This window comes from Streptomyces sp. NBC_00289 (genome assembly GCF_041435115.1).
GTDB lineage: Bacteria > Actinomycetota > Actinomycetes > Streptomycetales > Streptomycetaceae > Streptomyces.
On record NZ_CP108046.1, the window covers coordinates 1,593,295 to 1,612,539 of the forward strand.

Annotated in this window: 15 protein-coding genes; 11 read left to right on the top strand and 4 right to left on the bottom strand. The window is 71.9% G+C overall.

The genetic code is table 11. The annotated features are described in order from the left end of the window. Positions 1–61 precede the first annotated feature (61 nt). The 3 genes from OG985_RS07705 (at position 62) to OG985_RS07715 (ending at position 3,768) form a co-directional block, all read left to right on the top strand. Complete coding sequence (locus OG985_RS07705) at positions 62–1,432, top strand: ricin-type beta-trefoil lectin domain protein (protein WP_371667479.1); 1,371 nt, start codon at positions 62–64, stop codon at positions 1,430–1,432. 276 nt (positions 1,433–1,708) lie between these two features. Then, positions 1,709–2,257: a DUF1062 domain-containing protein gene (locus OG985_RS07710; RefSeq protein ID WP_371667480.1), complete on the top strand. Its 549-nt coding sequence runs from the start codon at positions 1,709–1,711 to the stop codon at positions 2,255–2,257. Positions 2,258–2,451: 194 nt separating this feature from the next. After that, positions 2,452–3,768, top strand: coding sequence for an alpha-amylase family protein (locus OG985_RS07715; protein ID WP_371667482.1), 1,317 nt, complete (start codon positions 2,452–2,454; stop codon positions 3,766–3,768). Between the two features lie 85 nt (positions 3,769–3,853). On the opposite strand, the gene OG985_RS07720 is transcribed toward OG985_RS07715, so the two are convergent. Beyond that, entirely contained in the window at positions 3,854–4,432 is a 579-nt protein-coding gene (locus OG985_RS07720) for a DinB family protein (RefSeq protein ID WP_371674295.1), read from the bottom strand. A gap of 101 nt (positions 4,433–4,533) precedes the next feature. On the opposite strand from OG985_RS07720, the gene OG985_RS07725 reads away from it, so the two are divergent. Further along, positions 4,534–5,532, top strand: coding sequence for a helix-turn-helix transcriptional regulator (locus tag OG985_RS07725; RefSeq protein WP_371667483.1), 999 nt, complete (start codon positions 4,534–4,536; stop codon positions 5,530–5,532). A gap of 156 nt (positions 5,533–5,688) precedes the next feature. Here OG985_RS07725 and OG985_RS07730 read toward each other — a convergent pair whose 3' ends face one another. After that, positions 5,689–6,702, bottom strand: a complete 1,014-nt coding sequence (locus tag OG985_RS07730) for a hydroxyacid dehydrogenase (protein ID WP_371667484.1) — start codon at positions 6,700–6,702, stop codon at positions 5,689–5,691. Between the two features lie 253 nt (positions 6,703–6,955). Between OG985_RS07730 and OG985_RS07735 the strand changes: the two genes are divergently transcribed. The 3 genes from OG985_RS07735 to OG985_RS07745 all read left to right on the top strand — a co-directional run bounded on the left by OG985_RS07735 (position 6,956) and on the right by OG985_RS07745 (position 9,162). Then, on the top strand, positions 6,956–7,378 hold the full coding sequence (locus tag OG985_RS07735; protein ID WP_371667485.1) for a DUF3500 domain-containing protein: 423 nt from the start codon (positions 6,956–6,958) through the stop codon (positions 7,376–7,378). Between the two features lie 209 nt (positions 7,379–7,587). After that, positions 7,588–8,385 (top strand): GAF and ANTAR domain-containing protein, encoded by a 798-nt coding sequence (locus tag OG985_RS07740; RefSeq protein WP_371667486.1) that lies wholly within the window; start codon positions 7,588–7,590, stop codon positions 8,383–8,385. Positions 8,386–8,427: 42 nt separating this feature from the next. Then, positions 8,428–9,162: a GAF and ANTAR domain-containing protein gene (locus tag OG985_RS07745; protein WP_371667487.1), complete on the top strand. Its 735-nt coding sequence runs from the start codon at positions 8,428–8,430 to the stop codon at positions 9,160–9,162. Between the two features lie 63 nt (positions 9,163–9,225). Here the strand turns inward: OG985_RS07745 and OG985_RS07750 are convergent, their stop codons facing one another. Then, a complete protein-coding gene (locus OG985_RS07750; protein ID WP_371667489.1) occupies positions 9,226–12,147 on the bottom strand; it encodes a BTAD domain-containing putative transcriptional regulator in 2,922 nt (973 codons plus the stop codon). A 316-nt stretch (positions 12,148–12,463) separates the two neighbouring features. On the opposite strand from OG985_RS07750, the gene OG985_RS07755 reads away from it, so the two are divergent. The 4 genes from OG985_RS07755 to OG985_RS07770 all read left to right on the top strand — a co-directional run bounded on the left by OG985_RS07755 (position 12,464) and on the right by OG985_RS07770 (position 17,659). Continuing rightward, on the top strand, positions 12,464–13,621 hold the full coding sequence (locus OG985_RS07755; protein ID WP_371667491.1) for a ferritin-like protein: 1,158 nt from the start codon (positions 12,464–12,466) through the stop codon (positions 13,619–13,621). A gap of 248 nt (positions 13,622–13,869) precedes the next feature. Beyond that, positions 13,870–14,541, top strand: coding sequence for a polysaccharide lyase family 7 protein (locus OG985_RS07760; protein ID WP_371667492.1), 672 nt, complete (start codon positions 13,870–13,872; stop codon positions 14,539–14,541). A gap of 3 nt (positions 14,542–14,544) precedes the next feature. Continuing rightward, positions 14,545–15,294 carry a heparin lyase I family protein gene (locus OG985_RS07765; RefSeq protein ID WP_371667494.1) on the top strand — a complete coding sequence of 250 codons (750 nt, stop codon included), beginning with the start codon at positions 14,545–14,547 and terminating at the stop codon, positions 15,292–15,294. Between the two features lie 67 nt (positions 15,295–15,361). Further along, positions 15,362–17,659: a Tat pathway signal sequence domain protein gene (locus OG985_RS07770; protein ID WP_371667495.1), complete on the top strand. Its 2,298-nt coding sequence runs from the start codon at positions 15,362–15,364 to the stop codon at positions 17,657–17,659. Between the two features lie 126 nt (positions 17,660–17,785). On the opposite strand, the gene argG is transcribed toward OG985_RS07770, so the two are convergent. Continuing rightward, a complete protein-coding gene (gene argG, locus OG985_RS07775) occupies positions 17,786–19,234 on the bottom strand; it encodes an argininosuccinate synthase (protein WP_371667497.1) in 1,449 nt (482 codons plus the stop codon). Positions 19,235–19,245: the final 11 nt, after the last annotated feature.

The following is a 19,245-nucleotide window of genomic DNA, read 5'->3' on the forward strand; positions in this document are numbered from 1 at the left end:
GACAGCAGCCCCGGGGCCCGGTGGGTCCCCACCCCCACAGCAACTCCGCCAGGAGGACGTCTTGACCACCGCCCAGAACCCCGCCGAGTCCGGACCCGAGCGCGCGACCGCCGGACCTGATCCCGAGAGCGAGCCGACCGCGCGGGCGGCTGCCTCGGGCTCGGGATCCGCGAGGAGACCCTTGCTGTCGCCGTCCGCCGTTCTGACAGCAGCCCCGGAGCCCGACCCCGGTCCCGAACCGGAGACGGAGGCACAGACCGCGACCTCCTCCGGCGCGGCGCCAACCTCCGCCGTCGCGGGCCGCCAGGCCACCCGGCCGACACGGGCCGACGGCGAGGACGACCCCGCGGAGGCCGAAGGCACCGGGGAAGCCGAGAGCGCCGGGCAAGCCGAAGGCATCGGGGAAGCCGATGGCGAGAGCGAAGCCGCGGGCGAGGGTGAAGCCGAGGGCGCGGGGGAAGGTGAGGGCGCGGGCGAAGCCGTCACCGAACCCGGTTCGGCGACGACGGCGGCTGCGGCGACGGATGCGGCGGACAGCGGCTCCGAGGCCGACGCCGGGCAGGAGAGCCGCCCCGGGCGCCCACCCAGAGCCATGCTGGCGGCCGCGGCGATCGCCGGCGCGCTCCTCGTGTCGGTGCCCTTCCTGATCAACACGCGCAAGGACGACGACAGCGCGGTACGGTCAGCCGGCGCCGGCAGTACCTCGGGCACCGTGCTGGGCGACTCGCTCAACGGCGACTCCCCGGGCAGCTTCGGCTCCGCGGCCCCGGTGCCGGGAGCCCCGAACTCGTCATCGCCGTCGAAGAACTCGCACGACGGGAAGTCCACGACGGCCTCGGGCTCCAGGCACAAGCCGGTGTCCGACACGGACACGTCGCACGCGGGCTCCGGCTCGTCCTCCTCCAAGGGCGGCTCCGGGTCGAAGAGCGGCAGTGGCACGTCCACGTCGAAGAGCGGAACGAGCGGCAGCAGCGGCACCAAGGGCGGGACCAGTACGAGCACGGGCAGCGGCACCGGCACCGGCAGCGCCGATACGACGAGCAGCGCGCCCGGCGTACTGATCTACAGTCACGCCGGCGGCCGTTGCATCGACATCGTCGGCAACAAGGGCAAGGACGGCTCCCCGCTGGAGATATGGGACTGCGGCGGCGACAACTGGCAGAAGTGGGAGTTCAAGTCGGACGGCACCGTGCGGTCCATGGGCCGGTGCATGGACGTCGCCTGGGGTTCCAAGACCGACGGCGCCGTGATCCAGTTGGCCGTCTGCAGCGGCAACCCGGCACAGCAGTTCCGTCTCAACTCCTCTCACGACCTGGTCAACTCGCAGGCCGACAAGTGCGTCGACGTGAAGGACCGCCAGACCGGCAACGGCACCCGCCTTCAACTGTGGTCCTGCAACGGCAAGGACAACCAGAAGTGGAGCACCCGCTGACCCGGCCGCGCCGGACAGCGGGGACGCCGAGCTCCGCGGGATGGACGAGGGCGGACGCCTCATCGAGGCAGCAACCCGCCCTGCCGGTAGGGCGATCGAAAACCAGTGGAACAGCGCCGCCCCGCGCCACTAGCGTGCTGCCGAACCACGTCGTCTAGGCAAGGACGTCCCGTTGTACACCCTGTGAGACCTCCCGAGTGCTGAATCGTCGCGCGTCGCGCCTTTGCGCCGCGCTCCTTTTTGCTGCGGACTTCTCACTGAAACCGGTGTACTTCTGTGCTCAAAACCTGGGTGGTCGCGCCCACCTGCCTGCCCCTCGTCGTCCGTCGTTGCCATGCGTGCGCGTCCGAGCGCTTCCGGGCGAACGGCAAGTTTCGCGTCAACGCGAACCACAAGCTCATCGACGCCTGGCTCCTGGTCCTCTGTACCGCCTGCGGGGAGACCGCGAAGCTCACGGTCCTGGAGCGGATGAACGTGCGCTCCGTACGACCCGAACTGCTGGACCGGCTCCATGACAACGACCTCGGCCTGGCAGCCGAGCTGCTCCAGGATCCGGTCGTGCGGCGCCGTAATCGCATCGCCCTCGACTGGGACAACGCCTGGCGCCTCGACGCCGACGGATCGGATCACCTGGACCATGAGGTCATCGACGTCTCGGTCCGCTTCGCGGCGCGGATTCCCGTCCGGCCGGTGCGACTGATCGCTGAAGGATGCGGTCTTTCGCGGGCCGAGGTCGAGAGGCTGATAGTGGAGGGGAATCTCGTGTCGGCAGTCCGGCTGAGCGGCAAGCTCTCCGGCGACTTCAGCTTCACGCTCAAGCGCTGAGCCCTTTCCAAGGCCAGGGGCCTGTCCGGCAGGACCGGCCGGACAGGCCCCTGGCGCAACGGCGGTCATAAACTGGGCAGCACCTATCACCGCCGCGTCATCACCACCCGAATGTCCCAGGCCCGGACCGGGTCTCGCAGAGGTCGTGCAGAAGGGACCGACCGTACGTCCCGTACTCGCTGATGGAGGCTGCCGTGTCCTGGTCCGACCACGCCATCTGGTGGCACGTCCACCCGCTGAGCTTCCTCGGCGCGGAGCCCGACGCCCTTCCACCGGACGCCCTCCCCCACCACCGGCTCACGAACCTGGCCGACTGGCTCGACCACCTGATCGGGCTCGGCTGCAACGGCCTCGCACTGGGGCCCGTCTTCGCCTCCGAGACCCACGGCTACGACACGGTCGACCACTTCCGGGTCGATCCCCGCCTGGGCACCGAGGACGACCTGAGCGCGCTGATCGAGCAGGCCACCGCCCGCGGGGTGCGCGTACTGCTGGACGGCGTCTTCAACCATGTGGGCCGCTCCTTCGGCCCCTTCGCCGACCTGGCACGCCACGGCGCCGCCTCCTCGTTCGCCGACTGGTTCGTCCCCGAGAGGGACGACTTCCGCACCTTCGAGGGCCACGGCCACCTGGTCACCCTCAACCACGCCTCGCCGGCCGTCGCCGACTACGTCACCGAGGTCATGGACCACTGGCTGGAGCGGGGCGTCTCGGGCTGGCGACTGGATGCCGCCTACGCCGTTCCCCGCCCGTTCTGGCACACCGTCACCGGTCGGGTCCGCGCCCGCCATCCGCAGGCGTGGTGGTGCGGTGAGGTGATCCACGGCGACTACGCCGCCCAGGTCACCGAGGGCGGTCTGGACTCCGTCACACAGTACGAACTGTGGAAGGCGATCTGGAGCTCGCTCAACGACGTCAACCCCCACGAACTGGCCTGGTCGCTCAAGCGGCACAGCGCCTTGCTCGACGTCTTCGTCCCGCAGACGTTCGTCGGCAACCACGACGTGACCCGCATCGCCAGTCGACTCCGCGAGCCCCGCCACCTGGCGCACGCGCTCGCCGTGCTCTTCACCGTCGGCGGCGTACCGTCCGTCTACGCCGGCGACGAACGGGCCTGGCGGGGCGTCAAGGAGGAGCGGGTGGGCGGTGACGACGCCGTCCGTCCGGCCTTCCCTCACTCCCCCTCCGGCCTCGGCCCCGACGGCCTGGACGTCCAGCGCCTGCACCAGACCCTGATCGGCATCCGCCGACGCCACCCCTGGCTCGTACGCGCCCAGCCCCGTCTGCACACCGTCGACGACACCGTCCTCTCCTACAGCCTCGGCGATCCCGGCACCGGTGCCGGGATCGCCGTCGCGCTGAACTACGGGAGTGAGCCGGCCACGGCCGCCGTGCCGGCCGCCGCGTGGGTACCGGCTGCGGGCGACGCGACGCCCGCCCCCGGCGGGGGCTCGGTGTCCCTGCCGCCGCTCGGCTGGTGCGTCGCCACGGCTTCCGGCCCCACGCCCTGACGGCCCGCCCCGCAACCGGCACTTCCTCGTCGCGGCGCTACGGGAAGGCGGGTGATGTGCTCGACGCGGCCGGTCCCCTCACCGGTCAGGTCGACTTCTGCCCGTCGAGCGCCTCGCGCAGAATGTCCGCGTGCCCGGCGTGCTGGGCGGTCTCGGCGATGAGGTGCGTGAGCACCCTGCGCACACTGCGCACGGCGCCCGGCTCGTTCCACGGTGCCTCCGGCAGCGGGTGTGTCGCCGACAGGTCCGCGACGGAGGCGATGACCTTCTCGCTCCGGGCGGCTACCTGCTCATAGCGCTCGACCACTCCGGCCAGTGTCTCGCCGGGCAGCATCCGGAAGTCGTTCTGGTGCTCGATCGCCCACTGCGGGAACTCGCGTGCGGTACCGGCCGTGAGGTCGGCCCAGGTGACACCGTCGGGCAGGTCGTAGCGCATCGCCGACGGGCCCTCGACGACGAACCGCATCCACCCCTCCTCGACGGACGCGACATGCTTGATCAGGCCGCCCAGGCACAGCGCGCTGACGGTGGGGCGTTCGCCGGCCTGCTCGTCGCTGAGCCCGCGCGTGGTGGTGACGAGCGCCGTCCGGGCGGTCGCGAGTGCGGCGAGCAGGTCGGCCCGCTCGGCGTCGGCGGTGGAGGAGGGCGGGGTCGTGGCGGTCACGGTGACGGTGTCCTTCCGGTCGTTCTCGTTGTTCGGCACGGGACAACAGTCGCAAGGGAAGAGGTCAGGATGTGGCCGCTTCTGCGGGGAGGATGCGCGTCATGCCGAAGACATCAGCACGACTGCTGGCACTGCTCTCGCTGCTCCAGGCGCGCCGGGACTGGCCGGGGGCGCTTCTTGCCGAGCGGCTGGACATCAGTCCGCGCACCGTGCGCCGTGATGTCGACCGCCTGCGCGAACTCGGCTATCCCATCGCGGCCTTCAAGGGTCCCGACGGCGGATACCGGCTCGACCCGGGTGCGGAACCGCCCCCGATGCTGTTCGACGAGGAGCAGGCCGTCGCGCTCGCGCTCGCGCTCCGGATCGCCACCACCACCGGTGCGGGCATCGAGGAGGCGGCGGCGCGCGCGCTGGTCACCGTCCGGCAGGTCATGCCCGCACGGCTGCGTCGCCGCATCGACACCCTTCAGGTCGCCGCGGTCGAGGGGCCCGCGGCCCGGCCGGGACCACAGGCCGACAGCAACGTGCTCGTGGTCCTCGCCGCCGCCGTCCACGCCCGCGAGGTGCTCCGCTTCGACCACGCCCCCGCGGCCACCCCGGGAGCCGGTGACGACGACGGCCCCGGCGCGCTTCCGCCCCGCCGGGTTCAGCCCCATCACCTCGTCGCGTGGGGCGGGTGCTGGTACCTCGTGGCCTTCGACCTCGACCGCGACGACTGGCGCACCTTCCGCGCCGACCGGGTCACCCCACGCACCCCGACGGGGCCCCGATTCACCCCGCGTGAACTGCCCGGAGGAACCGTGGCCGCCTTCATGGCCGCCAGGTTCCGGGGCTCCCAGGGCTCGGGCGACTGGCCGTGCCGCGGCGAGGTCATCCTCGGCCTGCCGGCCGCCGCCGTGTCCCGGCACACCCACGACGGGGTCGTCGAGGAACTCGGCCCGGACCGCTGCCGCCTCGTCCTCGGCTCGTGGTCGTGGGCCGGCCTCGCCGCGGCCGTCGGCCGGTTCGACGCCGACATCGAGGTCGTCGGTCCGGCCGAACTCCGGCACGCCTTCGCCCGGTTGGCCCACCGCTACGCCAACGCGGCGGCCGGGTCCTGACCTGACCGCACCCGTACGGTCGTGGGGTCGACGGCGAGCGCACCCCTCCCGGCGGTAACCGTTGACCCGGTCGCGAGTCGACCTTCGGCCGCGAAGAGCGACCGTCCGGCGGGACGACCGTCCGACGGCAGGGCGGAGCCGGCACACGCCGAACGGTCAGGCGCTGTTGGCCAGTTGGGCACGCTGGACGGCGTGCGCGGGCGTGAGCCCTTCCGCGAGGCGTTCCAGCTCCGCCACGACGGTGCCCCCGAGGCGGGCCAGTTCGTTGCCGAGGGAGCCGGCGATGTGGGGGGTGAGGAAGACGTTGGGGAGCTGCCGGAGCGGGGAGTCGGCGGGCAGCGGTTCCGGCTCGGTGACATCCAGGACCGCGTTGATCCGGCCGCCGACCAGCTCTTCGGTGAGTGCCTCGGGATCGATGAGGGCACCGCGTGAGGTGTTGATCAGGGTCGCGCCGTCCGGGATCAGGGCCAGCCGTTCGCGGCTGAGCATCCGGTGGGTCTCCGGAGTGTCGGGGGCGTGCACGCTCACGACGTCGCTGGTGCGCAGCAGTTCGTCCAGCGGAAGCGGAACGGCACCCAGCGCCGCCGCCCCCGCGTCGTCCACGTACGGGTCGTAGAGGCTGACGCAGAGGTCGAAGGGGCGCAGCAGTTCGAGTACCCGGCGGCCCACCTGGGAGGCGCCGATCACGCCGATCCGCCGGCCGAGGTTGCCGACCGCCGCGCAGTCGGCCGGCGCCGGCGGGAGGTGTTCGGTCCGGGAGCGCTCGCGGAGGCGGAAGGCGTCCTTGCCGGCGAACAGGATGGCGGCGAGCGTGTACTCCGCGACGGGCAGGGCGTTGGCCCGCACGGCGCTGGAGACGACGAGCCCGCGCTCCCAGAAGGTGTCCGACAGGATGCCGCGCACACTGCCCGCCGCGTGCAGGACGGTACGGAGCCGGGGGGCCGCGTCGAGCACCTCGGCGTCGATCCGGGGACAGCCCCAGCCCGTGATCAGCACCTCCGCCTCGGCCAGCGCCCGAGCGGCCCCGGGGTCGGTGAAGTCCCGCACCACCAGCGCGGGATCGATGCGGACGAGCCGCCGCAGGCGCTCCATGAGAGGGGCGGGGAAGAGCCCGGGCAGATGGACCGGGTCCAACGCGAAGAGGGCACGGGGGCGGGCGGCCGTCGACATGCTGCTCCTGAAGGGAGGGGGCGTGAAAGGCGAGCTCCGGGAAGTCCTCCGGGAGTGGGGCGACCGGGGGCGACAGTAAACGTATTCTACGCTAGGGAGCAGACACCACGGCGGTCAATGCCCCGCGCGCGTGCGCCGGTTCGCGTCCGCACGTTCACGTCCGCCGGATCACCTTCACCGCATCGCGTCACGATCCCCAACCGGCCCCCGGACCGCCCTCAGCCGTCGGACAGGGTCGGCGGACAGGGAGCCGATGAAGGCGGGCGCCTTCTCCGACAACGCGGTGCAGGAGCACGTCGGTCTGCGCGGCGACAAGCTCACCGCCGCCCAGAAGAAGAAGCTCCTCGGCATCGTCGAGGCGTTCGTCGGCCACGCCAGGGCCGACGCGGCGAAGGTGCGGATGGCCGAGGTCCGGGCCCAGCTCGACGACACCTACGTCACCTGGGCCGGCGGCACCGGTGACGACGCCGCCTTCCACGTCCGCGGGCACAGCCCCGTCGTCCGGGTCGAGGTCGACTGCCAGGGCCCGGGCCCGCCGGCCGGCGCGTACGGCGCGAGACAGGGCGACGGCCCGACCCAGAAGCACGTCCACTCCGTCGTCCGCACCCCCAACGGCAACGACTACGGGAAGGAGCTCCTCCGACAGCACTACCTGACCTCGCCGCACCACAGGTGAGCTCAGGTCTTCCGGTTTCCGTCAGCGCGGAGGCCGCGTCCGACCGAGCGCGGCCTTCGGCGTGGGCCGCGCGGGCCCGCCACGACCACCTCGCGTGCGGCTCGTCGGGAGCCCGCCGGCCCGCGGGTGCCGTGGCCCCGACGGCGGCCCGCTGCGTCGGATCGGGCGTCGGATCGGGCGCGGCGGCCCGGGGCGCGGCCGGGGATAGCATGCACGGCAACACCTGCCTCGCACTGGAGACCATCGTGACGGAGGACGAGGACCCGTCCGACAGCGACGTGGACGGGTCGGCCGAGGAGCAGTGCCGGGTGGCCGACATCCTGGCGGAGGCTCTGCGCGATGTCCCACCCGAGGACGCCCCCGTCACGCTGTGCCGGCTGTGCCTACGGCTGCTTCCGGTCACCGGCGTATCCGTCTCGCTGCAGGGGGCGGGGACGGGTACGGACACGCTGCTGTGCGCGAGTGACGCCGTCTCCGCCCAGCTCGCCGAGATCCAGTACACGCTCGGCGAGGGACCCTGCCTCCAGGCGCGTATGGTGCAGGCCCCCGTCTTCGCTCCCGACCTGCTGGACGCCCGCCAGGTGCGCCGGTGGCCCATGTTCGCCGCGCAGGCCGTACGGGCGGGCGCGAAGGCCGTGTTCTCCGTTCCGCTCAGCAGCCCCGTCAGGACCCTCGGCACGATGGACATGTACCGCCGCGAGCCCGGGCCCCTCTCCGACAGCGACATCCACGTCGCCCTCCTGGCCGCCGACGCCGTCAACGCGGGCATCACGGCCGTCCACGGCAGCGCGCGGAACCCCGAGGAAGTCGTAGCGTGGCTCAAGGGGGCGGAGACGGACCGGGAGGAGGTCCACCAGGCCACTGGAATGATCATGGTGCAGTTGGCCGTCTCGCCCGAGGAGGCCCTGGCCCGGCTGCGTGCGCGTGCCTTCGCCCAGGGCAGGACCGCGAGCGAGCTGGCCCGGGACATCGTCAACCGGACGTCGGACATCGGCGATCATGACTGAAGCGCCGGCGGGTACCGACAGCGCCGTCACGGAGGAGAGACCATGAGCCGCGAACAGCAACTGGCGAGAGCGTTCGTGGGCTTGTCGGACACGCTCTCCACCGCGTTCGACCCCCTGACCCTGTTCCAGCGCCTGGTCGGCGACTGCGTCGCCCTGCTGGACGCGGACGCCGCGGCGGTCATGATGGCCAACGCCCACGGCACCCTGCGCACGATGGCCGCCTCCAGCGAGGAGGCGGCGTTCCTGGAACTGCTGCAGTTGCAGAGCGGTGAGGGTCCGTGCATGGACTGCTACCGCAGCGGTGCATCCTCCGGAACCGCCGACATCTCACTGGAGGAGGCGCGCTGGCCCGGGTTCGTGCCGCCCGCCCTGGAGATCGGTTACCGGTCGGTGCACACGGTGCCGCTGCGCCTGCACGACCGGGTACTGGGCGCCCTCAACATCTTCCGCCGTGAGACCGGCGACCTCTCGGGTGACGACGAGCAGGTGGCACAGGCCATGGCCGACGTGGCCGCCCTCGCCCTCATGCACTGGTCGGCGGAACCGGCCGAAGAGACGGAAATCGTCATCAAGGTGCAGAGCGCCCTGGCCGCCAAGGCGGTCCTGGAGACCGCCAAGGGCATGGTCGCGCAGTACGCGGGCGTCTCCATCGCCGAAGCGACCCGCATGCTCCGCGCCTACGCCGAGCGCCACCAGGTCGGCCTGGCCGCCACCGCGCAGGACCTCACCGGCCGTCGACTGGCCCTGGCGGCCGTCACGAGGCCCACGGACGGCTAGGGCCCGCCGTTGGGATCAGGCCCTGGACCCGCCCTGGACCCGCCCTTCCCGTCGCCGTCCCGGTCACGCGTGGTCGCCGGGTTCGTCCAGTCGCCGGAGGCGGGCGCGGATGCGTTCCGCGTCGGGGTGAGCGAGGTCGGTGAGGAGGGTGAGGGCGCTCTGCCAGGCGGTGCGGGCGGCCTCGTGATCCCCGGTGGCGTGGTGCGTGTCGCCGATACGGGCCAGGGACCCGGCCTCCTCTGCCGGCACACCCGCCTGCCGGTAGAGGGCGAGGGCGTTGCGGTAGCCGATGAGGGCCTGCGCGTGGTCGCCGAGCCGGTGGTGGGCGTAGGCGATGCTGTCCCAGGTGGCGGCCTCGCCGACGTGGTCGCCGAGTTCCCGCTGGATGGCCACGGCCTCCAGGCAGTGGCTGAGGGCTTGCGCGTACTGCCCGAGCACGGCGTGATCCCAGCCGACCGCGTTGAGCGCCGATGCCAGCGGGGCCTTCTGGCCGGTGGTCCGGAACAGGTCCAGCGCACGCTGGTCGTGCCTGAGTCCGTCGGGGAGGTCACCGCGCTGTTCCGCCTCCCAGCCGAGACTCAGGTGGACGTAGGCCCGGCCGACGTCGTCCCCGATCTTCGTGAAGAGTTCCAGGGCTTGTTCGAGATGGGCACCCGCTTCGTCGCGCAGCCCCAGCCGGCCCTCCACCCGGCCCAGTCCGCGCAGGGCGTGGGCTTGCAGGACGGGATCGGCCAGCCGGAGGGCGACGTCGAGCGCGGTCCGCTGAGCGGCCGCCCAGCCGTGCCAGTGACCACGCCGGTCGAAGAACCGCTCCAGGCAGGAGACGAGCATGCAGGCAAGACGCTCCCCGCCCGAGCCCGGGCCGACGGTCGCGGCCGCGTCGATCACGGCCAGGAGCACCTGATGCTCGGCCGTGAGCCAGGACAGGGCCTGCCCGTCGTCCGCGAGTGGCTCGGTGAGGAGTCCGGCCGGGGCCGGCGGGAGGGGGATCGCGTCCGCGTACGGGGCGATCAGCAGGCCCGCCGCATGCGCCGTGTACAGGTAGTGCTCGAACAGCCGCCGCACCGCCTCGTGGCGTTCGGCCTCGCCCAGCTCGGTGTGGGCGAGTTCGGCGGCGTAGGCCCGCAGCAGGTCGTGGAAGGCGTAGCGGCCGGGAACGTGCTCGTTGATGAGATGCACCCGGGCCAGTTCGCTCAGCAGCAGCCGTGCCTGACGTGTCTCCACTCCGGCGAGGGCGGCGGCCGCCGGTGCGGTGACATCCGGCCCCGGGTGCAGGCCCAGCAGCCGCAAGAGGCGGCCGGCGGCAGGTGACAGGGCGCGTGAGGACCAGGAGAAGACGGCGCCGACATCGGCGGACGTGTCGGCGCGGGTGAAGGCGTCCAGGCTGCCGTGGGTCTGGCGCAGTTCGACGGCGATGTCCGCCAGCGCGAAATGCGGGTGGGCGGCCGCCCGGGCCGCGACACACGCGAGCGCCAGCGGCAGCCCGGCACACAGCGCGATGATCTCCGTAACCGCCTCCGGTTCCGCGGCCACCCGTTCCGCTCCCAGCCGGCGGATCAGGAACTCCCGCGCCTCGTCGGCCGCCAGCGAGTGCAGGGTGAGGGAGTGCGCGCCGTGGGCGGCCACCAGGGCGGTGAGCTGGTTGCGGCTGGTGACGATAGCGAGACAGCCCGGTGTGCCGGGCAGCAGCGGCCGTACATGATCGCTGTCTCGCGCGTTGTCCAGCAGCACCAGGAAGCGGCGCCCGGCCAGCAGGCTGCGGTACAGCGCGGCCTGCGCGTCCAGACCCTGCGGAATCCTGTCCGGCGCCACGCCCAGCGCGGCCAGGAAACCCCGCACCGCCTCGGCCGGATTGAGTACCGCCCCCGACGGGTCGAAACCCCGCAGGTTCACGTACAGCTGCCCGTCGGGATAGCGCTCCGCGACCCGGTGCGCCCAGTGCACCGCGAGCGTCGTCTTGCCCACCCCGGCCATCCCGCCGACCGCGCTGATCACCACTGTCTCCGCCGACCGCGCCCCGCCCGACAGCAGCGCGAGGACCTCGTCCATCTCCGCCCGCCGACCGGTGAACGCCGCCAGATCGTGCGGCAGTTGAGCGGGCACCGGCAGCGCGGCCACCTGTGGACCGGTGACGTGGGAGTCCGCCGGATCATGCTCGGAGGATGTCTCCTCTTCGCCGGTGACCGGTCCGACTCCGGTTCCGGTTCCGGTTCCGGTTCCCGGGAAAGGGGATGCCGGCCGGCGGGCGGCCGTCCGGTGCGCCTCGCGCAGCTCCGGGCCCGGGTCGATGCCCAGAGTCTCGGCGAGCCGCGCCGCCACCGCCCGATAGGTGCTCAGCGCCTCCGACTGCCGGCCGGTGGCCTTGAGGACCAGGATCAGCCGGGCCAGCAGCGGCTCGTCCAGTCCACTGCCGACGGCCGCCTCCCGCAGCCGGGACAGCACCACCTCGGGAACCCCGGCCCGCAACGCGAGATCGGCGGCCTCCTTCACCGCCTCGAGATACTCGCCGTCCAGCGCGTCGAACACCGCATGGGCCCGTGCCCGGGCCGGGATCCCCGAGGCTGCGGGCTGCTTCCACAGCGACAGCGCCGCCATGAACACCTCCACCGCCCGCCCCGGCGCCCCCTCCGCGACCGTCCGCCGCGCCTCGGCCCGCAACGCGCGAAAACGCAACAGGTCCAGCGAGTCGCGGTCGGCCACCAGCTGATAGCCGCCTGCCCCTCGCACCAGCCAGCGGCCCGCCGCCCGGGCGGGAAGGCCCGGCTCCAACAGGCGGCGCAGCGCCCCCACATGGCGGCGTACCACGTTCACCGCGCTGTCCGGCGGACGCCCACCCCACAGCACCTCGACGATCTCACCGACAGCGACCGGCTGCCCCGCCCGGGCCAGCAACAACGCCAGCAGCGCTCGCTCCTGGGGACGCCCCGGCTCCAGTTCCACCCCCGCCCGCCAGACCCGCACCGGTCCAAGGACCGCAAACCGCACCGGCTCCGGCGACACCCCACACCCCTCAGCTCTCCCGCCCCGCCCCCTGACCCTACGCCCCGCGCCCTGTGACCCTGAGTAACAGAATCGGTCCACATCCAGCCCGGAGCAGGCGGCAGGTCCCGCCGAGCGCGCCGAGGTGTGCCGCGGAAGCGAAGCGCTCCCTGAGGACCGCCCGTGGGCCGACAGGGTGGTGCGTGGGCCGCCCGCAGCCGCGCGCCTTGGGATCGGTCATGATCGTTGCTAGCTTCGCGAGCCGTCGGAGGTCCCGGCACAGCCGGAGCCGGGGCGGGGCCAAGCTCATGAGGAGACCACGGTGACTGATACAAGCGAGAGTTCTGACCGGCAGGCCGTTGTCCCGCTCAAGCGCCGGACCTTCATCGCGTCGGCCGCCCTGACGGCCGCCGCCCCGGTCTCCGCCGCCGTTCCCGCGCACGCCGCCGGACCGCCGCCGAGCCAGCCGCCGCCCGCCGCACCCGGCCCGGGGTCCGTGGCGCGCCTGCTCGCCGTGCCCGATCACGGTCGCGATGTCGACTGGCTCAGGCAGGCCCTCCAGGTCGCCGTGGAACTCGAACTCGCCACTATTCCGCCCTACTTGTGCGGCTGGTGGTCCGTCAAGGACCGGGGCAGCGAGGCCGCGCGACTGATCCGGCGCATCGTCGGGGACGAGATGTACCACCTGGGCGTCGTCTGCAACCTGCTGGTGGCCGTGGGCGGGCGGCCGCGACTCAAGGACGTGGCACCGGCCTACCCCGGACCGCTGCCCGGTGGTGTGCGCAGCGGCGTTTACGTCTACCTGTCGGGCCTCACCAAGCCCTACGTGCACGACGTGATGATGGCGCTCGAGGAACCCGAGACTCCGCTCGCCCGCGACGCGCACACCTCGCCCACCATCGGCACCTTCTACGACGGCCTGCTGCAGGCGTTCCGGAGGACGGCGCCGGAACTGTCGACGCGGGGGCAGGTGTCCGAACACATCGGTGCCGACGTCCTGCGACCGGTCGACAGCCTCGACGCTGTCGAGCGTTCCCTCCAGATCATCAAGGAGCAGGGCGAGGGCACCACCAGTTCCCCGTCCGATGCCTTCGGCGACGACCACCCGGCGCACTACTACGCCTTCGGGGAGATCTACCACGGGCGGCGGCTGCGCAAGGAGGGCGACGGCTGGACGTTCACGGGCGCGCCCGTGCCCTTCCCCGACACGCGTCCCATGGCGCGGGTCCCGGCCGGCGGCTGGCCCCACCCGCCGCGGCGGGTCCAGGAGGCCCTGGACCATTTCGACGACGCCTACGCAACCGTGCTGGACGCGTTGGAGGGGGCCTGGGCCGACGGCGACGGGAGGGCCCTGCGTGCGTCCGTCCACGCCATGCGCGGGCTGGAGGGTCCGGCGGTGGAACTGATGGACATCACCCTTCCCGACGCACCCGGAAACTACGGCCCCCAGTTCCGGCCGCCCTCCGCCCACGGCTCCTGATCGGGCGCGGCGCCGCGGCGCCGCGCGAACCGGTGCACCGACCGTCCGATCCAGCCGATCCAGCGCCACTTCCCTCGCGCACATCGGATCTCTTCTCTGCGTGACAGAAATATTGACGCGCTCAGCCCCCGCTCATACCTTGAACCTCGATATAGATCCGATGAATCGTCGGATCACCTCAGCTCGGTCGGCGCCTTCGGGGCGCGGCCGGGCCCCCTTCGAGTGACCCCGACCCACAAGGAAGTGACATGGACCCATCAAGGCGCAACGTGCTCGCGGCGGGCGGCTTACTCGCCGGAGGTGCCGTCTGGGCGATGACCCCCTCGGTGTCCTCCGCCGCGGCCGCTTCACCGACGGACGGCTGGAGCAGAACAGCCTTCACGTATGCCCTGCAGAAGCCGTGGAACCTCGCCCTGAGCGACCGGTACAGCTACAGCGGCGGCGTCCACCGCATGTGGGTCTACAGCACCGACGAGCCCTTGTCGCAGGGCAGTTCCACCGACCCGCGCACCGAGATGCGCTGGCAGCAGCAGTACACCTCCGGGCCGCACATGTGGGACGCCGACGTGTACCTGCCGTCCGGCACGAACGGCGCGACCTTCGTGCAGATCCTGCGGGTGATCCACCCCGAGGGCACCCCCGCCACGGACTTCATGCTCAACGTCTACAGCGCGAGCGGCGGCACGGTGCGGGCGTTCGACACCACCGTCCTGAAGACGAACGCCTTCGACACGTGGTTCAACGTCAAGCTCGAGCACAACGCCTCCAGCGGCACCGTCAAGGTCTACTTCGACGACGAGCTCGTACTGACGAGGCAGGATCGCGGCCCGGCCACCCGGCACTTCAAGAACGGCGTCTACCACCACGGCAGCGGCCGTGCCGAGGCACGCTTCCGCAACATCACGTACTGGACGCGGTGAGCCGTGCGCAGACGACAGGCGCTCACCACCCTCGCCGGACTCGGCCTCGCCGGCGCCGCCACCGCCCTCCTGCCCGCCCGGGCCCAGGCCGCCGACGAGGTCTTCTTCCAGAACCGGGGCAGCGTCGAGGGCTGGGACTACGCCTACGCCCAGAAGGACGGCGTGATCGAGACCGTCGACTCGCCGACGTACAAGGGCGCGCACGCCCTCGCCGCGACCCAGACGTACATCGGGGAGACCGGGGGCTACCACTCCGAGGTGATCAAGCGCGGCGCGCAGAGCGTCGGCGAGGACCGGTACTACGGCCAGGTGATCCGTCTCGGGCCCGGCTGGACGTTCCACGACCAGAACGTCACCTTCCAGCAGTGGTCGCCCGAAGACCCGGAAGGGCCCTGGCTGTTGATGTTCGTCATGGGGTCCCAGATCCGTTTCGGCGGTTCCGGCGGCATCTCGGGCACGGCCGGATCGATCAGCGGGCTCCAGGACACCTGGATCAGCGTCGTCACCCGGCTCAGGCTGGCCGGCAGCGGCCAGGGCGCCTTCGAGGTGTGGCTGAACGGAACCAGGAGGGTGAGCCGGACGGGTCTGACCGTCCTGCCGTCGACCTCGCGGACCATCCGCTGGTCCAACGGGATCTACTGCACCGCCTGGCGCGACGGAGCGCCCAGCGGGCCGCGCGAGCTGACGATCCTGCACGACAACCACCGGATCGCCTCGACGTACGCCCTCGCCGAACCGGCCGGATGGGCGTGACGCTTCCTCCCGCCGGCCCCTCTCACCCGCCTTCCCCCTGACTTCCCCACTCGTTGGAGGCACCCGCATGACCTCTCGCAGAACCGTGCTCGGCTCGGCGCTGGGCGGTACGGCGCTTGCCGCGCTCCCCTCGGTCGCCCACGCGGCCGGCACAGTCGACGCCGATGGCGGTGCCGCCGCGCCCGGCGTCCGCGCTCCCTGGAAACTCCGCAACCGCGTGGCCTCGGACGGCGCGTGGTCCGCGTTCCTGCGCGGACAGGACCTGGTGTGGCACCGACTGCCCAAGCTGTGGCACGAGGGACCGTTCCTCGGGGACGGACGGCTGGGCAGCATGGTGTACCAGGAGCCCGGTGCCAACAGCGTCCGCTTCACCGTCCAGCACGGTGAAGTACAGGACCACCGGCCCGAGTTCGGCAGCGGCTGGGGCACCTGCCGGCTGCCCGTGGGCCATCTGACGCTCGACCCGGTCGGCACCATCACCGCCGTCGACTGGCGGCTGAGCCTGTGGAACGCCGAGCTCACCGGCACGGTCACCACCGACAAGGGCGTCCTGAAGCTCTCCGCCCTCATCCACGACGGGATATTCGCGGCCCGGGTGACGGCCTCCGGCGACGAGGAGGTGCACTGGACGTTCCACCCCGAGGAGGCCCTCAGCCCCCGCAAAATCAGCGAGGCGCCGCCGGCCGGCTACGTCCCCAACCCCGCCTGGACCACCCGATCCACCGGCGACGTCCAGCAGGTCCTCCAGCCGCTGGTCGGCGGCGGACAGACCGCGACGGCCCACCGCCGCACGGGAGACACCCTCCTGCTCAACGTGAGCCACAGCTTCCCTTCCGACACCCGGGCCGCGACGGACTCACTCAGGAAGATCCAGCGAGCCGGCACGTACAACGCGCTCCGCAAGCAGCACACCGGTTGGTGGCAGGCGTTCTACCGCAGGAGTTTCGTCTCCGTCCCCGACGAGCGACTGCAGAGCTTCCACTGGATCCAGCTCTACAAGGTCGCCTCGGCCAGCCGTGCGGGCGGCCCCGTGATGGCGACCTGCGGGCCCTGGCTCGAGCCCACCCCGTGGCCCGCCGTGTGGTGGAACCTGAACCTCCAGCTCGAGTACTGGCTCATCCACGGCTCGAACCACCTGGAACTCGACGCGCTCGCCACCACCCTGCGGCAGAACCAGGAGCAGCTGACCGCCAACGTGCCCGCCGCCTACCGGGCGGACAGCGCCGGAGTCGGCCGTAGCTCCGACATGTTCGCCACCCGCGGCGTCGGCACGCCGGGCAGCGGCGCCGAGGTGGGCGATCTGACGTGGGCCCTGCACAACGCCTGGCTCAGCTACCGGCACAGCATGGACGAGTCGCTGCTGCGCGACACGGTGTTCCCCCTGCTGCGCCGCGCGATCAACTACTACCTGCACTTCCTTCAGCCCGGAGACGACGGGAAACTGCACCTGCCGTCCACGCTTTCCCCGGAGTACCCCGTGGTGCCCCCGAGGGACACCAACTACGACCTGTCGCTGATCCGTTGGGGCTGCACCACTCTGCTGGAGGCGAGCGCCCGGCTGAAGATCGACGATCCGCTGAAGCAGCGCTGGCAGGAGGTGCTGGCCAAGCTCACGCCGTACCCGGTGGACGACAACGGCTTCATGATCGGCGGGGACACCCCGTACGCCCAGTCCCACCGCCACTACTCCCACATGCTCATGGTGTACCCCCTCTACCTGGTGAACTGGGACCAGCCGGAGCAGCGCGAGCTGATCGAGAAGTCGGTGGTCCGCTGGCACGCGCTGACCGGCGCCCACCGCGGATACAGCTACACGGGTGCCGCGTCCCTGTACGCGATGATGGGCCGCGGCGACACCGCGCTCACCTACCTGAAGAAGTTCTTCGACCCCACCACGCGCTACCCGTGCCGCGCCAACACGCACTACACCGAGGCCGGTCCGGTCATCGAGACCCCGCTCTCGGCGTCGCAGTCCCTGCACGACATGCTCTGCCAGAGCTGGGGCGGCGTCGTCCGGGTCTTTCCCGCCGTGCCGGGCGCCTGGGCCGATGTCACCCTCCACGACTTCCGCACCCAGGGCGCCTTCCTCGTCAGCGCGGTCCGCGCCGACGGAGCGACCCGCTTCGTGCGGGTACGGAGCCTGGCCGGCGAGCCGCTCGTGATCCGCCACTCCCTGTCCGGCGGCCCGGTGACCGCGGTCCTCGACGACGGGACCCCGGCCCGTACCCGGGCGAAGGGCGACGGCACTCTCGCCGTCGAGCTAGCCAAGAACCGCGAGGTGCTGCTGTACACGGGTGCGCGGCCCGACCTCGACATCGCTCCGGTCAGCCCGAGCGAGCCGGGCGAGCCGTGGGGGCTGCCGTAGCCCTGAGTACTGCCGTAACCGCGGCGGGCGCCGCCGGGGTCCGCCCGCCGTACGACGGGAGCGGGCCCCGGCGGACCGAAGTCCGCCGGGGCCCGCCGCCCAGGTTCCTGCCGACCGGTGACGGTCTCAGTCCGTGCCGGACTCCATCGCGGCCCGGTCCAGCATGGTCTCCTCGTCCGTGGCCTCGCCGCGCGAGGCGATCACCTCCGCGCCGCCCTCGTCCATGGCGCCGATCAGACCGGTCGAGGCCGCCTGCGCGGCGCCGATCAGCGTCGGGTGGGCGGTGCCGACCATGCCCAGGCCGGCGTACTGCTCCAGCCGCGCGCGGGAGTCGGCGATGTCCAGGTTCCGCATGGTCAGCTGGCCGATCCGGTCCACCGGACCGAACGCCGAGTCCTCGGTCCGCTCCATGGAGAGCTTGTCCGGGTGGTAGCTGAACGCCGGGCCCGTGGTGTCGAGGATCGAGTAGTCCTCGCCGCGCCGCAGCCGCAGTGTCACCTCACCGGTGACCGCCGCGCCGACCCAGCGCTGCAGCGACTCGCGGATCATCAGCGCCTGCGGGTCCAGCCAGCGGCCCTCGTACATCAGCCGGCCGAGCCGCCGGCCCTCGTTGTGGTACGCGGCCAGGGTGTCCTCGTTGTGGATCGCGTTGACCAGGCGCTCGTAGGCGATGTGCAGCAGGGCCATGCCGGGCGCCTCGTAGATGCCGCGGCTCTTCGCCTCGATGATCCGGTTCTCGATCTGGTCGGACATGCCCAGACCGTGCCGGCCGCCGATCGCGTTCGCCTCCATGACGAGGTCGACCGGGGAGGCGAACTCCTTGCCGTTGACGGTGACGGGGCGGCCCTGGTCGAAGCCGATCGTCACGTCCTCCGTGGCGATCTCCACCGACGGGTCCCAGAACCGCACGCCCATGATCGGGTCGACGGTTTCGATGCCGGTGTCGAGGTGCTCCAGCGTCTTGGCCTCGTGGGTGGCGCCCCAGATGTTGGCGTCCGTGGAGTAGGCCTTCTCCGTCGAGTCGCGGTACGGCAGCCCGTGCGCGAGCAGCCACTCCGACATCTCCTTGCGGCCGCCGAGCTCCGTGACGAAGTCCGCGTCCAGCCAGGGCTTGTAGATCCGCAGGTGCGGGTTGGCGAGCAGCCCGTAGCGGTAGAACCGCTCGATGTCGTTGCCCTTGAAGGTGGAGCCGTCGCCCCAGATCTGCACCCCGTCCTCGAGCATGGCGCGCACCAGCAGCGTGCCGGTCACGGCGCGCCCCAAGGGTGTGGTGTTGAAGTACGGGCGCCCGCCCGACCTGATGTGGAACGCACCGCACGCGAGCGCGGCCAGCCCCTCCTCGACCAGCGCGGCACGGCAGTCGACGAGCCGGGTGATCTCGGCGCCGTACGCGGAGGCACGGCCGGGCACCGAGCCGATGTCGGGCTCGTCGTACTGACCGATGTCGGCGGTGTACGTGCACGGCACGGCGCCCTTGTCGCGCATCCAGGCGACGGCGACCGAGGTGTCGAGCCCGCCGGAGAAGGCAATGCCGACGCGTTCGCCGGCGGGAAGGGAGGTGAGGACCTTGGACATGGCAAGATTAT